Annotated in this window: 14 protein-coding genes; 10 read left to right on the forward strand and 4 right to left on the reverse strand. The window is 61.9% G+C overall.

Annotated elements, in window-relative coordinates:
* The first annotated feature begins 61 nt into the window (after nt 1-61).
* The 7 genes from MF6394_RS22825 to MF6394_RS22855 all read left to right on the forward strand — a co-directional run bounded on the left by MF6394_RS22825 (nt 62) and on the right by MF6394_RS22855 (nt 7,418).
* The gene (locus MF6394_RS22825) at nt 62-1,804 is read left to right on the forward strand and encodes an ABC transporter substrate-binding protein (RefSeq protein ID WP_003192009.1); all 1,743 of its coding nucleotides are present in this window, start codon (nt 62-64) and stop codon (nt 1,802-1,804) included.
* A 147-nt stretch (nt 1,805-1,951) separates the two neighbouring features.
* On the forward strand, nt 1,952-2,146 hold the full coding sequence (gene relB, locus MF6394_RS22830; RefSeq protein WP_044273976.1) for a type II toxin-antitoxin system RelB family antitoxin: 195 nt from the start codon (nt 1,952-1,954) through the stop codon (nt 2,144-2,146).
* Nucleotides 2,146-2,421: a type II toxin-antitoxin system RelE/ParE family toxin gene (locus MF6394_RS22835; protein WP_044273978.1), complete on the forward strand. Its 276-nt coding sequence runs from the start codon at nt 2,146-2,148 to the stop codon at nt 2,419-2,421. Before relB ends, MF6394_RS22835 begins: the two co-directional genes overlap by 1 nt.
* Before the next feature lie 207 nt (nt 2,422-2,628).
* On the forward strand, nt 2,629-4,008 hold the full coding sequence (locus tag MF6394_RS22840; RefSeq protein WP_078467619.1) for an iron-containing redox enzyme family protein: 1,380 nt from the start codon (nt 2,629-2,631) through the stop codon (nt 4,006-4,008).
* An 11-nt stretch (nt 4,009-4,019) separates the two neighbouring features.
* Nucleotides 4,020-4,964, forward strand: a complete 945-nt coding sequence (locus MF6394_RS22845; RefSeq protein WP_078467620.1) for a N5-glutamine methyltransferase family protein — start codon at nt 4,020-4,022, stop codon at nt 4,962-4,964.
* Between the two features lie 6 nt (nt 4,965-4,970).
* Complete coding sequence (locus tag MF6394_RS22850; RefSeq protein ID WP_078467641.1) at nt 4,971-6,089, forward strand: carboxylate-amine ligase; 1,119 nt, start codon at nt 4,971-4,973, stop codon at nt 6,087-6,089.
* 84 nt (nt 6,090-6,173) lie between these two features.
* The gene (locus MF6394_RS22855) at nt 6,174-7,418 is read left to right on the forward strand and encodes a zinc-dependent alcohol dehydrogenase (RefSeq protein ID WP_078467621.1); all 1,245 of its coding nucleotides are present in this window, start codon (nt 6,174-6,176) and stop codon (nt 7,416-7,418) included.
* A gap of 548 nt (nt 7,419-7,966) precedes the next feature.
* Here MF6394_RS22855 and MF6394_RS22865 read toward each other — a convergent pair.
* Entirely contained in the window at nt 7,967-8,398 is a 432-nt protein-coding gene (locus MF6394_RS22865) for a hypothetical protein (protein WP_034134520.1), read from the reverse strand.
* 94 nt (nt 8,399-8,492) lie between these two features.
* Nucleotides 8,493-9,281: an AraC family transcriptional regulator gene (locus MF6394_RS22870; protein WP_078467622.1), complete on the reverse strand. Its 789-nt coding sequence runs from the start codon at nt 9,279-9,281 to the stop codon at nt 8,493-8,495.
* An 85-nt stretch (nt 9,282-9,366) separates the two neighbouring features.
* Here MF6394_RS22870 and MF6394_RS22875 point away from each other — a divergent pair, with 85 nt between their 5' ends.
* The 3 genes from MF6394_RS22875 (at nt 9,367) to MF6394_RS22885 (ending at nt 12,118) form a co-directional block, all read left to right on the forward strand.
* Nucleotides 9,367-10,365: a bile acid:sodium symporter family protein gene (locus MF6394_RS22875; protein WP_078467623.1), complete on the forward strand. Its 999-nt coding sequence runs from the start codon at nt 9,367-9,369 to the stop codon at nt 10,363-10,365.
* Between the two features lie 87 nt (nt 10,366-10,452).
* Nucleotides 10,453-10,815 (forward strand): type 1 fimbrial protein, encoded by a 363-nt coding sequence (locus MF6394_RS22880; RefSeq protein ID WP_044273987.1) that lies wholly within the window; start codon nt 10,453-10,455, stop codon nt 10,813-10,815.
* 112 nt (nt 10,816-10,927) lie between these two features.
* Nucleotides 10,928-12,118 (forward strand): sugar transporter, encoded by a 1,191-nt coding sequence (locus tag MF6394_RS22885; protein WP_078467624.1) that lies wholly within the window; start codon nt 10,928-10,930, stop codon nt 12,116-12,118.
* Nucleotides 12,119-12,762: 644 nt separating this feature from the next.
* On the opposite strand, the gene MF6394_RS22895 is transcribed toward MF6394_RS22885, so the two are convergent.
* Together MF6394_RS22895 and MF6394_RS22900 are read right to left on the reverse strand one after the other, a co-directional pair.
* Nucleotides 12,763-13,962, reverse strand: coding sequence for an NAD(P)/FAD-dependent oxidoreductase (locus MF6394_RS22895; RefSeq protein WP_078467626.1), 1,200 nt, complete (start codon nt 13,960-13,962; stop codon nt 12,763-12,765).
* A gap of 111 nt (nt 13,963-14,073) precedes the next feature.
* Nucleotides 14,074-15,069 carry a GlxA family transcriptional regulator gene (locus MF6394_RS22900; protein ID WP_044274543.1) on the reverse strand — a complete coding sequence of 332 codons (996 nt, stop codon included), beginning with the start codon at nt 15,067-15,069 and terminating at the stop codon, nt 14,074-14,076.
* Nucleotides 15,070-15,239: the final 170 nt, after the last annotated feature.

Below are 15,239 nucleotides of genomic sequence, written 5' to 3' on the forward strand. Positions count from 1 at the left end.
CTCGCTTCTACAAGGGAGGTGATTGCCGATAGCCCCGTTTGAAACTAACCTGGAGGTCTCTATGTTGAATAAAAACAATAAGCTGCGACATAGCATTTCATTGGCCGCCGTACTGGCCCTCAGTGGTTTGAGCGCTTCGGCCTGGGCCGATGCGTATGAAGATGCCGCTAAAAAATGGATCGGCAGCGAGTTCAAACCCTCGACCCTTACCGAAGCCCAACAGCTGGAGGAGTTGAAGTGGTTTATCAAGGCGTCGGAGCCGTTCCGTGGGATGAAGATCAACGTGGTGTCGGAAACCCTCACCACCCACGAGTACGAATCCAAGGTGCTGGCCAAGGCCTTCAGTGAAATCACCGGCATCAAGCTGACCCACGACCTGCTGCAGGAAGGCGACGTGGTGGAGAAGCTGCAAACCCAGATGCAATCCGACAAGAACATCTATGACGGCTGGGTCAACGATTCCGACTTGATCGGTACGCACTTTCGCTATGGCAAGACCGAATCCATCACCGACCTGATGGCCAACGAAGGCAAGGACTTCACCTCGCCCACCCTGGACCTCAAGGACTTCATCGGCCTGTCGTTCACCACCGCGCCGGACGGCAAGATCTACCAGTTGCCCGACCAGCAGTTCGCCAACCTCTACTGGTTCCGCGCCGACTGGTTCGAGCGGCCGGAGCTGAAGGCCAAGTTCAAGGAGAAATACGGCTACGACCTGGGCGTGCCGGTGAATTGGTCGGCGTATGAAGACATCGCCAAGTTCTTCAGCGAAGACGTCAAGGAAATCGACGGCAAGCGCATTTATGGGCACATGGACTACGGCAAGAAAGATCCGTCCCTGGGCTGGCGTTTCACCGATGCCTGGTTCTCCATGGCCGGCGGCGGCGACAAGGGCTTGCCCAACGGCCTGCCGGTGGACGAGTGGGGCATTCGTGTGGAGGACTGCCACCCGGTGGGCTCCAGCGTCACCCGTGGCGGCGACACCAACGGCCCGGCGGCGGTATTCGCCACGCAGAAATACGTGGACTGGATGAAAGCCTACGCGCCACCGGAAGCGGCGGGGATGACTTTCTCTGAATCCGGCCCGGTGCCATCCCAGGGCAACATTGCTCAGCAGATCTTCTGGTACACCGCGTTTACCGCCGACATGGTCAAGCCGGGCCTGCCGGTGGTGAATGCCGACGGTACGCCGAAGTGGCGCATGGCGCCGTCCCCAGTCGGGCCGTATTGGGAAAAAGGCATGAAGAAGGGCTATCAGGACGTAGGCTCCTGGACCTTCCTCAAGTCCACCCCCGAAAAGCAGAAACTCGCGGCCTGGCTCTACGCGCAGTTCGTGACCTCCAAAACCGTGTCGTTGAAGAAAACCATCGTTGGCCTGACGCCGATTCGTGAGTCCGATATCAACTCCCAGGCCATGACCGACATGGCGCCCAAACTCGGTGGCCTCGTGGAGTTCTACCGTAGCCCGGCGCGCACCGAGTGGTCGCCGACGGGCACCAACGTGCCGGACTACCCGCGCCTGGCGCAACTGTGGTGGAGCAACATCGCCGCAGCGGCCAGCGGCGAGAAAACCCCGCAACAGGCGCTGGACAACCTGGCCAAGGAGCAGGATGCGATCATGACGCGCCTGGAACGCTCCAAGGTGCAACCGGTGTGCGGCCCGAAAATGAACCCCGAGCGTGACGCGCAATACTGGTTCGACCAGCCGGGCGCGCCGAAGCCGAAACTGGCCAACGAGAAGCCCAAGGGCGAAACCGTGAACTACAACGACCTGCTCAAGCAGTGGGAGGCTGCACGTAAGTAATTTCGCTGAATGAGCTGAACACAACGGCACGCTTGCGTGCCGTTGTTTTTTTGTTTGTGGGTGGGCCACCTGCATTTCATCTGGTGGTCCGAGACAGCCTGCTAGCTTGGGACTAAACTGCTGAGCATTCATACAGGAGATCATCCCATGGGTGTTCCACTTTCCCCAATTGTTTCCGAATTTGAAACTGAAGAGCAGGCAAGTAGCCATGATCTTTGGTTTCGCGCCAAAGTAGAAAAAAGCCTGGCCAACCCCGGACCTGGTGTGCCCCATGACGAAGTCATGGCGAGGGTTGAGGCGATTATTCTTGAAGCAGAACGCAAGCAGAGGGTCAAAGCCTGATGTTGAGTGTCGTTTGGCTTGATGAGGCTATCAGCGACCTGATTGACATCGTTACTTTCATTGCAGCAGAGAATCCTGGGGCTGCGCGTCGTATCAAGACACGTCTTGAAGGTGCGCCTCTGCCACTGACCGAGCATCCTTACCTGTATCCGAACGGCCGCGTGCCCGGCACTCGGGAGGTCGTCGTTCACCCCAATTATGTCCTGGTGTATCGAGTAACAGCAGAGCGCATCGAGATAGTCAACGTGTTGCACGCTCGGCAGGAGTATCCCTGATTTCCCCTCATATCGCGTTGGGCACGACTATTGACCCAATGCCCCATCGCAATAACACCGCGACCGCTTGTCTCCAGGTTAACAATCCCATCTGAATTTTCCGCACCTCTCAAGGTTCTGCATCTTAGAAGCGCATGTTTTTCAAGCGCTCTTGCGGGGCCACCTTGTGGGAGGCCCGTTGTAACGGACTTTGCGGAAACTGCCATCATGACACTCCTTACAGCGCTGTCAGGCCAGCCGGCCTCTCTCACCGACTCGGCCCAGGGCCGCCATCAACGGGTGTACCAACAACTGCACGGCGAAACCCAAGATGCCGCTGAATTGGCGCGTGAATACCTGCAGGATCAATTGGCCCTGGTAGAAGCCACCGACTGCGACTTGCCAGAGGCCCCCGAACAGCTGCTGGCCTGGGTAGAGCAGCGCTGCGCCGAGGTGGCCCAGGCCTATGCCGACTATCTGGAACAGCGCCGAAACGGTGGGCCGCGGCGGTATTTCCAGAACAAGGCCCATGCGTTGTATTTCCTGCAGTGCGTGGCGCCGACCAAACAGGTCGACGGCGCCTGGCTCTACGGCTTGCTGCGCTATTGGCAAGACCAGCGCTTCGACGGCCTGCTCACCACTTACTTGGAAGAATTGGGCGACGGTGAAGCCGCGCAGAACCATGTGGTGATCTACCGCAAGTTGCTCAGCGAACACGATGCCGACAGCGAAGCCGGCCTTGAGGATGACCATTACCTGCAAGGCGCGCTGCAACTGGCGCTGGGTGTGTGTGCCGACGAGTTCCTGCCGGAGGTCATTGGCTTCAACCTGGGTTACGAGCAACTGCCGCTGCACCTGTTGATCACCGCCTATGAACTCAGTGAGTTGGGCATCGACCCTTATTATTTCACGCTGCATGTCACCATCGACAACGCCAGCAGTGGCCACGCCTGCAAGGCGGCGCAATCGGTGCTGAACCTGTTGCCGCTGGGTGAGGGCAAGGCAGGCTTCTATCGCCGGGTGGCCGCAGGCTACCGTCTGAATGATCTGGGCCTGGGCACCACGTCTGTCATCAAACAGTTCAACCTGCAGGACCAAGTGGTGGCGATGCTCGAGCGCAAGCGCGCCTTCGGCCAGCACATGCATTCGGACTATTGCCGCTTCGAAGGCCAAACCGTCAACCAGTGGCTGGCCCAGCCTGGACAGATCGGCGCGTTCCTCAAGGCCCTGGAAGACAAGGGCTGGATCCAGCACAACCAGGACCCCGCCAACAGCCGCTTCTGGCAACTCATCGAGGGTGCTGGCGCCGCAATGTTTGGTGTGTTCAGCGGTTATGAAAAACAGTTGATCCATGACTGGATCGCCGGTGAGTGGGTGGCCAGCGAACGCGTGGCGCCGGTGCGGCCGGGACGCGGCAGCCGGTTTTCCCGCGAGCAGCATCGTCCCGCGGATCCTGATACCCAGGCCCTGGCGGAGTCGTTGTGCAACCTGCCCGATGTGCAACAGCTCAATGCGCTGATCCCATGGCTGTCGGCACGCCGTCATTGCACGCCTGCCGGGCTGTATGCCACTCGCCGCTTTATCCAACTGCGTGCGCGCCTGCGCTAAGGAATGTGCCTATGTCTGCGCAACAACTGGCTGATCGTGCCTTGTTGAACCTGGGCCGGGGGTTGAAGGAGGGCGGTTATCGCTTTATCACGCCGACGCCCTTGACCCATGAGCGTGTCTATCGGCGGCTGGCGACGCCCCTGGCAATGACGCTGCGCGATGTGTTCGGGTGGTCGATGCCGTTTGATCAAGGCCTGTTGCCCGAGGCCTTGCGTGAGGAGTTGCAGCAAGCGGATGTGATCGAAAAACATGGCGCGCTATGGCGCAGCACGGTGCGTTGGTCGAGCCTCGATGAGCTGTTGTTCGCTCATTCGCCTTATCCCACCGATCAGGCGGACGCGGTGTTTTTCGGCCCCGACAGCTACCGCTTTGCCCAGGTAATCGAAGCCTACCTGCAACAGCGTTTCGAGCCCCTCAAGCGCGCCGTGGACATCGGCTGTGGCGCCGGTGTCGGCGCGCTGGTGATTGCTAAAGCCCGACATGACGCCCAGGTGCTGGCGGTGGATATCAACCCCCGTGCCCTGCGCATGACGGCAGTGAATGCCGAACTGGCCGGGCTGAATAACCTCAGCGTTTACCACAGTGACGTGCTGGCCAGTGTGGAGGGCGAGTTCGACCTGATCGTCGCCAACCCGCCGTACATGAAAGATGACCGCCAGCGCGCCTATCGCCATGGTGGTGGCGCCCTGGGGGAGCAGTTGTCGCTGCGCATCGTCAGTGAGTCCATTGGGTGCCTGGCCCTGGGCGGGAGCCTGCTGTTGTACACCGGGGTGGCGATGGTGGCCGGCAGCGATCCCTTCCTGGAGGCGGTCAAGCCGCTGCTGGGCAGCGACGCCTACGGCTGGACCTACCGCGAACTGGACCCGGACGTTTTTGGTGAAGAACTGGAAAAGCCAGGCTATGAGCAGGTGGAGCGCATTGCCGTGGTCGCGCTGACTGTCACCCGATTGCGCTGAATGCCGATGCTCACCTTTGGTATTGAAGAGGAATACTTCATCACCGACCTGCACAGCCGTCAGATGGTCGGCGAGCCGTCTGCGGCGGTGCTGGCGGCCTGCCGCGAAGCGATTGGCGCGGGCTTCTCCTTTGAGATGTTCCAGGGCCAGATCGAGGCGGCCTCTCCGGTGTTCACCTCCAGCGCCGAAGCGAAGAACTACTTCCGAGCAGTACGCGGCAACCTGGCGCAATCCCTGGCTGAGTTCGGCCTCGGTGTGGTGTGCGCCGGCAGCCACCCGCTGGCCGATTGGCGTGGGCAACGGCCGACCGATCAGGCGCATTTCCGGCAACTGTTCGACGATATTCAATACGTAGCGCGGCGCAGTGTGTTGTGCGGGCTGCATGTGCATGTGCAGGTGCCGCAGGCGTTGGACCGCATCGCGGTGATGAACCAGGTGTCGCCGTGGTTGCCGTTGTTGCTGCTGCTCAGTTGCTCGTCTCCCTTCTGGGACGGCGCGCCCAGCGGCTTTATGAGCTACCGCCAGGCCGCTTGCGACGAGTGGCCCCGCATGGGCGTGCCAGAACACTTCACCGACTGGGCCGAGTACCTGCGCTACCTGGCCCTGTTGCAACGCATCGGCGCGATCAAGGCCGATGGCAATGGCTGGTGGGGCATTCGCCCGGCGGCGCGTTACCCCACCCTAGAACTGCGCATGACCGACGCCTGCCCACGGCTGACGGATGCCTTGGCCCTCGCCACGTTGTTTCGAGTGATGGTCACCTATGCCTGCGCGATGCAGCGTCCTGGCGCTGGTTTCAGTGCCGAGGCGCGCTGGCTGCTCAAGGAGAATCGCTGGCAGGCCAAGCGGTATGGAGCCGCTGGTACCTTTGCGCTGGACGACACCGGCACCCTGGGCAGCGCTGAGCAATGGCTGCAATGTGCCCGACAGACGTTTGCCGCCACCGCAGAGGCCATGGGCGAGCCGCTGTTGTTCGATACCTTGAATGCCTTGCTGCTACGCGGCAACAGCGCGACCGAGCAGTTGCGTTGGCACGCCCAGGCCCAGGCCAGCGGCGCCGATGCGCTTGCCAGCGTGCGCCAGGTAGTCGATCTGCTGTTGGCCCAGACGCGCGGCGACCATTGATCGGGTGTCGCTCTACGTCGAAGGAACACTGATGGGGCTGCTGCGCCCTTAATGAGTAACCCCTCAACGGCAGGAGCGCAGAGCATGCGAGCGATGACTTACCAGGGCGCACACAAGGTGCAGGTGGATACCGTGCCCGATCCGATCATTGAACAACCCGACGACATCATTCTGCGGGTCACCGCCACCGCAATCTGTGGCTCGGACCTGCACTTGTACCGTGGCAAGATCCCGACCGTGGAGCATGGCGATATCTTCGGCCATGAGTTCATGGGCATCGTCGAAGAAACCGGCCCGGCCGTCACTGCGGTGCAACGCGGCGACCGTGTGGTGATTCCGTTCGTGATTGCCTGTGGCGATTGTTTTTTCTGCCAGCTCCAGCAATTCGCCGCCTGCGAAACCACCAACGATGGGCGCGGTGCGATCCTGAATAAAAAAGCCATCCCACCGGGGGCCGCGCTGTTTGGCTACAGCCGCCTGTATGGCGGCATTCCCGGCGGCCAGGCGGAGTGGGTGAGGGTGCCCAAGGCCAACACCGGGCCGTTCAAGGTGCCCGGCACCCTGGCGGATGAGAAGGTGCTGTTCCTCTCCGATATTCTGCCCACCGCTTGGCAGGCAGTGACCAATGCCGGCATTGGCAAAGGCTCTAGTGTGGCGATTTATGGTGCCGGGCCCGTGGGCCTGCTCAGTGCGGCGTGCGCGCAGATGCTGGGCGCCGAGCAGATCTTCATGGTCGACGACCATCCGTATCGTTTGGCCTATGCGCAGAAAATGTACGGCGTGATCCCGATCAACTTCGAAGAAGACGAGGACCCGGCTGACACCATCATCCGCCAGACCGCCGGCATGCGCGGCGTCGATGGCGTGGTGGACGCGGTGGGTTTCGAGGCCAAGGGCAGTACCACGGAAACCCTGCTCACGGCCCTGAAGATCGAGGGCAGCAGCGGCAAGGCCCTGCGCCAGTGCATCGCTGCCGTACGCCGCGGTGGAGTGGTCAGCGTCGCCGGGGTGTATGCCGGGTTTATCCATGGCTTTATGTTTGGCGATGCCTTTGACAAGGGCCTGACCTTCAAGATGGGCCAGACCCATGTGCGGCGGTTCTTACCGGAGCTGTTGGAGCATATCGAGCTGGGGCATCTGCACCCGGAGGCGATCATCACTCACAGGCTGCCCCTGGAGCAGGCGGCGCGGGGGTATGAGCTGTTTGATAAAGCCGAGGAGGAATGCCGTAAGGTGATCCTGCTGCCGGGTGGGAACGACCGGCCGCTGACCGAGCCGCTGGACGAACTGACGCCTGAGTTGCGCGTACAAGGCGTTCCCGGTTTCTAGGCCAATACCCGGGAAAATATGGGAGCTTGCCTGCGATAGCGGTGGTTCAGTTGAATATTCAGTGACTGACACGCCGCCTTCGCGAGCAAGCCCGCTCCCACAGGGGATCTGTGCCAGGCGCTGATTCTGTGGGCAATACAGGACCAATGTGGGAGCTGGCTTGCCTGCGAAGACGGCATGACAAGCAACACCTATCTACCTGACACCCCACAATCCAACTGTGGGAGCGGGCTTGCTCGCGAAGGCGGCCCAGGCCAAAGTAAGCAAAGCGCTCTTGCCCCACCACTCGGCACCTCGCTTGGGCTCGGTGTGCCCGTAATCCGCCCGCGTGGTTTGACGGGGCGCCTAAGATCACAAGCAGATCAAGATCAAGAGCGGCTCGCTTCGCATCGTGGTTACCGACTGCGCCTTCAGCCCACAGAGTTGTATGTTGCGATAACGGTGTGGCAGTCACTGCATCTGTTACTGCGCTACCGCTTTCGCAGGCAAGCCAGCTCCCACATGGTTCTTCTTTGCTTCGAAAGTGGTGTTTCCCACATTAGCCTCTGTCAGGCTGCGGCTTGCGGCTGAATGCGCAACTCGCCGTCGACATCCTTGACCAGCCCACTGGCCACAAACAGCGGTGCCAGGCGTTTGTGCAGTTGCGGCTCGACGAATTCCTTCACCGTATCCAGCGCCAACACACCACTGAGCGGCAGCTCGGCCTTGGTGTACGACAACCAGGCCTTTTTCAACGCCATCAACACATCACTACCCGCCGTCGAAGCGAAGCGGCGGTGCACGGGCTTACCCTCGAAGGTGAAGGTGTGTTGGAACTCGTAGCCGCTTTCATCGCCGCCGTTGGCCGTGCAGCGCACGCAGGTGCAAGGGCCGTCGCCGAAGGCGCTGCGCAGGTAGGCGTTGAAGTCCACCACGGGCTTGAGTGACAGGCGCTTATCAACCTCGAACAGGTCCCCGGTCATTTTTTCGTCAGTGTTCAACGTCCATTTCCTCGCAGTCGGTTGCTGTGTTTCAAAGCGCGGCACAATACCAGCCGAGCGTGGGTTTGGGGATTATTTGCATCGTGGGAAAGGGTCAGCGGAAGAATTCACCGGGGGTGGAATCAAACTGCTGACGAAACGCGTTGATAAAGGCTGAGGTCGATTCATAGCCACACCCCAATGCCACATCCGTCACCCGCTCGCCTTGTTCCAGGGCGGGCAGGGCGCTTAACAGGCGCAGGCGCTGGCGCCACGCGCGCAATGTCAGCCCGGTGTCACTCAGGAACACCCGACTGAGGGTTTTTTCGCTGACTCCCAGCTTGCGGCTCCACTCGCCCAACGTGGTCTGTTGCTCGGGGTGCAGGTTGAGGCTGCGGTAGATCTGCCGCAGCCGCGGGTCGTGAGGCAGCGGCAACATCAAATCCACCTGGGGCGCGGCGGCGAGCTGGTCGAGCAGCACCTGGGCCAGGCGTCCGTCCGCCCCGTCCTCGGTATATTCCACCGGCAATTGGCTGAAGTTGCGGATCAGCTCGCGTAGCAAACTGCTCACCTCCAGCACCTGGCAACGCTCGGCGGCCCAGGCGGTGACGCTGCAATCAAGATACAAACTGCGCATTTCCGTAAGGGGCGAACTGAACACCCGATGGGGCATGCCGGCCGGGATCCACACCGCACGCTGGGGTGGCGCGACGAAACGGCCGACGCTGGTCTGGATCTCCAATACCCCGGAAATCGCGTAGGACAACTGCACCCACGGGTGGCTGTGGCGTCGCGTCAGCGCCCGATTGGGCAAGGATTCAGTGCGCCCGTACACCGGCCTAGGCAGGCTGGAAAGCCCAGGAACACTACGGCGCACGGCTTTTTCATGTCCTTTAGGCGGCATTTACTGGCTCATTGGCGTTAGTCGGTAACAGGTGGTTACGTTAGAGTCGTCGCGACGCTCTTGGCAACCCCTGGAAGAATTGCTTATGACCCGGCCCCGGTTTCTCCCCGACAACTTCACCCTCACCCTGATCGCCACCGTGATCCTCGCCTCACTGCTGCCCGCCAGCGGCCAGACCGCCGTGGCGTTCGGCTGGGTCACCAACCTGGCCATCGCGCTGCTGTTTTTCCTGCACGGCGCCAAGCTGTCGCGCAAGGCCATCGTCGCCGGTGCCGGTCACTGGCGCCTGCATTTACTGGTGTTCAGCCTGACCTTCGTACTGTTTCCGTTGCTGGGCCTGGCGCTCAAGCCAGTGCTGTCGCCGCTGATCGGCACCGAGCTGTACATGGGCATGCTCTACCTCTGCGCCTTGCCGGCCACCGTGCAATCGGCGATTGCCTTTACCTCCCTGGCCCGCGGCAACATCCCGGCGGCCATCTGCAGCGCGGCGGCGTCCAGCCTGTTCGGCATCTTCCTGACGCCGCTGCTGGTAGCGCTGCTGCTCAACGTACACGGTGATGGCGGCTCCACAGTCGATGCAATTGTCAAAATCAGCGTGCAGTTGTTGCTGCCGTTCATTGCCGGGCAAGTCGCCAGCCGCTGGATTGGGGGCTGGGTCGGGCGTAACAAAGCCTGGCTGAAATTCGTCGACCAGGGCTCGATTCTGTTGGTGGTCTACGGGGCTTTCAGCGAGGCTGTCAACGAAGGCATCTGGCACCAGATCCCGCTGTGGGAATTGGGCGGCTTGGTGGTGGCCTGCTGCGTGTTGCTGGCCCTGGTGCTGGTGGCGTCTACGCTGCTGGGCAAGGCGTTTGGCTTTAATCAGGAGGACCGCATCACCATCCTGTTCTGCGGCTCGAAGAAAAGCCTGGCGACCGGCGTGCCGATGGCGCAGGTGCTGTTTGCCGGGGCGAGTATGGGGGTGTTGATTTTGCCGTTGATGCTGTTTCACCAGATCCAGTTGATGGTTTGTGCGGCGTTGGCCCAACGCTATGCCCAGCGGCCGGAGAGCATTCCTGAGTTGATGGGGCAGGTGGATCCGTGACGCACCTCTCATTGGCGGGTAAATAAGCTCAAGTTAACCGGCGTGCCGACGACTTACTTCTTAACTAACCCAAGAAGGAGTGTCGGCATGAACGTTCATCGTGTAGCGGTAATGACTGGCCTTCTGGGGCTGTGGGCAAGTACCTGCGGCGCCGCACAAACCGTGGGGCAGGGCACCATCAGGTTCAGCGGCGCCATTGTCGAGTCAGGGTGTGCGACAAATGCGCGCAGCGGTTCGGTAATGGAACTGCGCGGCTGTGCCCAATCCAGTCGTGGCAGCCGAATCGAGGTGCGCAGTGTCGCGCCGGTGGTCAGTGTCGACGCACCCCATGTGCGGCTGGTGGCGGACAGCGGCGAGGGGCGCTATTACGATCAGCGTTACGTGTTGGTAGACCGCGCCGGTAAGCTCATCCAGTCAGGCAACTACATCATTACCATGACTTCGCCTTAGGTCGTCGGGCGACGATCCGCAGCAACAGCGGTGCGAGAAACCTATAGAATGCTCGGCGGCGGCGCTTGTCCTGGGTGGCCGTTTGATCACCGTCAGAGTACCGCGCCCGTCAATGAGCCTTTCAGCCGCAACCCCCCAAGCCAACTGGCAACCGGTCATCGCCCTCGCGCTGGCCGCGTTTGTGTTCAATACCACCGAATTCGTCCCGGTCGGGCTGCTCAGCGCCATCGGCGCCAGCTTTGACATGCCCGTGGCCAGCGTCGGCCTGATGCTCACCATTTATGCGTGGATCGTGTCGCTGACCTCGTTGCCGGTGATGCTGCTGACCCGCAACGTCGAACGGCGCAAATTGCTGATCGTGCTGTTCGGCCTGTTTATCGCCAGCCATATTCTTTCCAGCGTGGCCACCAGCTTCGGCTTGCTGATGGTCAGTCGGGTCGGCATCGCCCTGGCCCATGCGTTGTTCTGGTCGATCACGGCTTCACTGGCCGTACGCCTGGCGCCAGAAGGCAAGCAGGTGCAGGCCCTTGGCTTGCTGGCCACCGGCACATCCCTGGCGATGGTGTTGGGCATTCCCTTGGGCCGTCTGTTGGGCGAGGCCATGGGCTGGCGCACTACCTTTTTGGTGATCGCCGCGTTCGCCGCCGCGCTGGTGTTCTGGCTGGCGCGCACCTTGCCGTTGCTGCCCAGCCAGAACTCCGGCTCCCTGCGCAGCCTGCCGCTATTGTTCAAGCGTCCGGCGCTGGTGGCGCTGTACGTGCTGACGGCGATGACCGTCACCGCCCAATTCACCGCCTACAGCTACATCGAACCTTTCGTCGAAGGCGTCGCCGGCCTGGGCGGCAGTGCCGTGACCCTGATCCTGCTGGTGTTCGGTGGTGCTGGCATCATCGGCTCGTTGTTGTTCAGCCTGGTGCATCGCTTCAACCCCCACCTGTTCGTGATCGGCGCGGTGTCTATCCTCGCCGCGTGCCTGGCGCTGATGCTGCCGTTGAGCGGCGCCGAGTCTTACCTGGTGGGGCTAAGTATTTTCTGGGGCATGGCGATCATGGGGTTTGGCCTGGCCATGCAGTCCAAGGTGCTGGTGCTGGCACCGGATGCCACGGATGTGGCCATGGCGATGTTTTCCGGGATCTACAACATCGGCATCGGCGGTGGTGCGTTGATGGGCAGTTGGGTCGGCAGCCACTTCGGCTTCGCCTGGATCGGCGCGGCGGGCGGTTTGCTGGCGGGGTTGGCGTTGGTGGGGTATTGCCTGGCGATTCGGCGGTTTGGGCAGGGTGGTGCCCCGACGCCAAGCTGATCGGCCCGTATCCAACGGATAACTGCAGGCTATATGTGGGAGCTGGCTTGTCGGGTCGCCGCATCGCTGCGATGGCGGCCTGACAGCCGACACAGTCCTACTGAGTACATATCCATTCCTGCGGTAACGGCCACCTAGGGTTCCGCCCTGACGGCGGCTCACTTTTGAAAAGCGCAAAAGTAAGCAAAACGCTCTTGCCCCACCACTCGGCACCTCGCCTGGGCTCGGTGTGCCCGTAATCCGCCAGTGATTTGGGGGGCCGCCGCCACGCGCCATCCATGGCGCGGGGCGGCTAAACCGGCATCCCTGCCGGTTTACCCCCCAAATCCCTGTCGAATTCCGGCCAGCGTGGTTTGACGGGGCGCCTAAGATCAAAAGCAGATCAAGAGCGACTCGCTGCGCATCGTGGTTACCGTCTGCTGCTACAGCCCACAAAGTTGTGTAGATACCTATGCTGCGATGGCGGCCCGACAAACGACACATTCCCACCTGACACGCCGCGATCAAACTGTGGGAGCGGGCTTGCTCGCGAAAGCGGAGTGTCAGTCACTGCGTCTGTTACTGCACGACCGCTTTCGCAGGCAAGCCAGCTCCCACATTTGATCTTCACTGCCTTGAGCATTGCGTTCGCTTGACTGACTGTTCTACGCCACCGGAATCAACGGATCGGCCGCTGCCAGCGCCACCGCTCTATCCGCCGCCGGTGGGTAGATCCACACGCTATTGATCTGCTGTTTGAGCTCCTTGGCTTCCTGGCCCACCAGCTTGAGCTGACGGTCCCAGCCTTCGGTGTACACCGCGCCCCAGGCGCCGAGGTCGAGGCAGGTGACGTATTTGGGTTGGCTGTAGGCCATGGGGGCTACGCCGATCAGATCGGCGGCGACGTTGTTGCCGGCGTAGCGGCCCAGGGCGATGGCGTGCTGGCAGGACATGGCAGCGACGTTGCCCAGCTCGTCTGTGGCGGCGTAGGCCACGTCGCCAGCGGCGAAGATGGCAGCCTGGCCCTTGACCTTGAGGGTGGCGTCCACGTGCAGGCGGCCCTGGGGATCGCGGGTGCCCTCAACCTGTTCGGCCAGCGGGTTGGCGCGAAAGCCGATGGTCCAGATCACGGTGCTTGATTCAATCCGCTGCCCATCCGCCAGGGTCACGCCACCGGCGTCCACCGAGGCGACCGAGGTGTTCAGTACCCATTCAAGCCCCAGTGCCTGGCTGGCTTCGATGATCGAGGGGCGTATGCCATCGCCCATCGACGCGGCAATCTGCGGCCCGCGGTCTACCACGATCACACGGATGTTGGCCGTTTCACCCAGCGCTTCCCGCAGGCGCGCCGGCATTTCGGTGGCGGTCTCGATACCGGTAAAGCCGCCGCCGGCCACCACCACGGTATTGCGGGCCCGACTGTCGGGCAGATTTTTGAGGGCCTTGATATGGGCCTCAAGGCGCGCGGCGTCTTCGATCTGATCCACATCGAACACGTGCGCGATGCCGTCCATGTCTGGGCGGTTCAAGCGGCTGCCGGCAGCCACTACCAGGCGGTCGTAGCTGAGGGTGGCCGGGATGCCGGCCGCGTTGCGATAGGTCACTTGCTTATTAGGGGCGTCGATGCTTTCGGCGGCGCCTTGCACAAAGGTCACGCCCACAGCGTCGAACAGCGCATCAAGCGGGGCCAGCATGGTATGCACATCGGGCTCGTAGAACCGCGGGCGAATACGCAGCTCCGCTTGGGGGGCGAGCAGGCTGATGCGCACATCGTTGCGTTCGTGCTTGTCCAGCAGCCGAGCGGCGCTCAAGGCGCTCCACACGCCACCAAACCCGGCGCCGATGATCAGAATATGTTGTTTCATGGGGTTGCTCCAGAGACCAGGTAAGCCGCAAGGCATTGCCGGATCACTGTAAAAGCAGCAGGGTCTGTCCGAAAGGACAGATAACCCTGGATGACTGCCAGGTCAATCGGCCTAGCGGGAAAAACGCTCGCGGTAGTCGCGCGGTGAGATGGCCAGGTGGCGGTGGAAGGTGCAGCGCATGCGTTCTTCGTCGCCAAACCCGCACAGCCCGGCGATCTGCTCGATGCTGCGCTGGGAGTCTTCAAGCATGCGGCGCGCCGCTTCCATGCGAAACAGTTCGATGGCCTTGGCCGGGGTGCGACCGGTTTTTTGCTTATAGACCCGGGCAAAATTGCGTGGGCTCATATGGCTCTGCGCGGCCAGGCGTTCGACGCTGAGGTCGCTGTCGCGCAGGTTGTCGCTGATCCAGGCATGCAGCGCATCAAAGCCGGCGCTGTCGGCGGTTTGCGCTTGCAGCACCTGGCTGAACTGCGCCTGGCCACCGGGGCGCTTGAGGAACACCACCAGTTCGCGTGCCACTTGCAGCGCCACTTCGCGCCCGCAGTCGGCCTCCACCAGCGCGAGCGCCAGGTCGATCCCGGCGCTGACGCCCGCCGAGGTCCACACCTGGCCTTGCTGTACGAAGATCGCGTCCACGTCCACCTCGATGCTCGGGAAGCGTTGCTTGAGCAGCTCGCACATTGCCCAATGCGTTGCCGCGCGGCGCCCCTCCAGCAAGCCCGCCAGCGCCAGCAAAAAAGTGCCGCTGCACACCGAGGCGGTACGTCGCGCCTGACCGGAGGCGTTGCGCAACCAGTCCACCAGCGCAGTATTGTCCAGCATGGCTTGCTCAATGGCGGGCGCGCCGGGTACCACCAGAGTGTCGATGGCGGCTGGGTCCAACTGCGCCAAAGCCACCGTGTCGACGCTCAAGCCTTCGGCGGTTGGCATCAGCCCGCCCGCCAGGCTGGCGTTGTGCAGCACATAACCTTGCAAACCGCGCTCGGCCATGGCCTTGGTCGCGGCCCAGAACACCGTTTGCGCGCCGGTCAGGTCGAGCAGGCCCATGTGCGGGTAGGTCAGGAACACCAGAGTGCGGGGTTGGCCAAGCGGGGAGAGTGCGGTCATGCGCTGGTCAGTTGCTCAATTTGGCTCAAGGTGCAGAAGTTTGCGCCCATGACCACCCTCAATTGCTCGGGTTGTTCAAGTTTGGCTGTCATGGTGGCGGTCTCCGGTGAAGGGGCTGGGCCCTGTTTTACCATGTCCCGCCAGTCAGTTTAAGCAGTCGCGCAGCGTTT

This window comes from Pseudomonas sp. MF6394 (assembly GCF_002018845.1).
Lineage (GTDB): Bacteria > Pseudomonadota > Gammaproteobacteria > Pseudomonadales > Pseudomonadaceae > Aquipseudomonas > Aquipseudomonas lactis.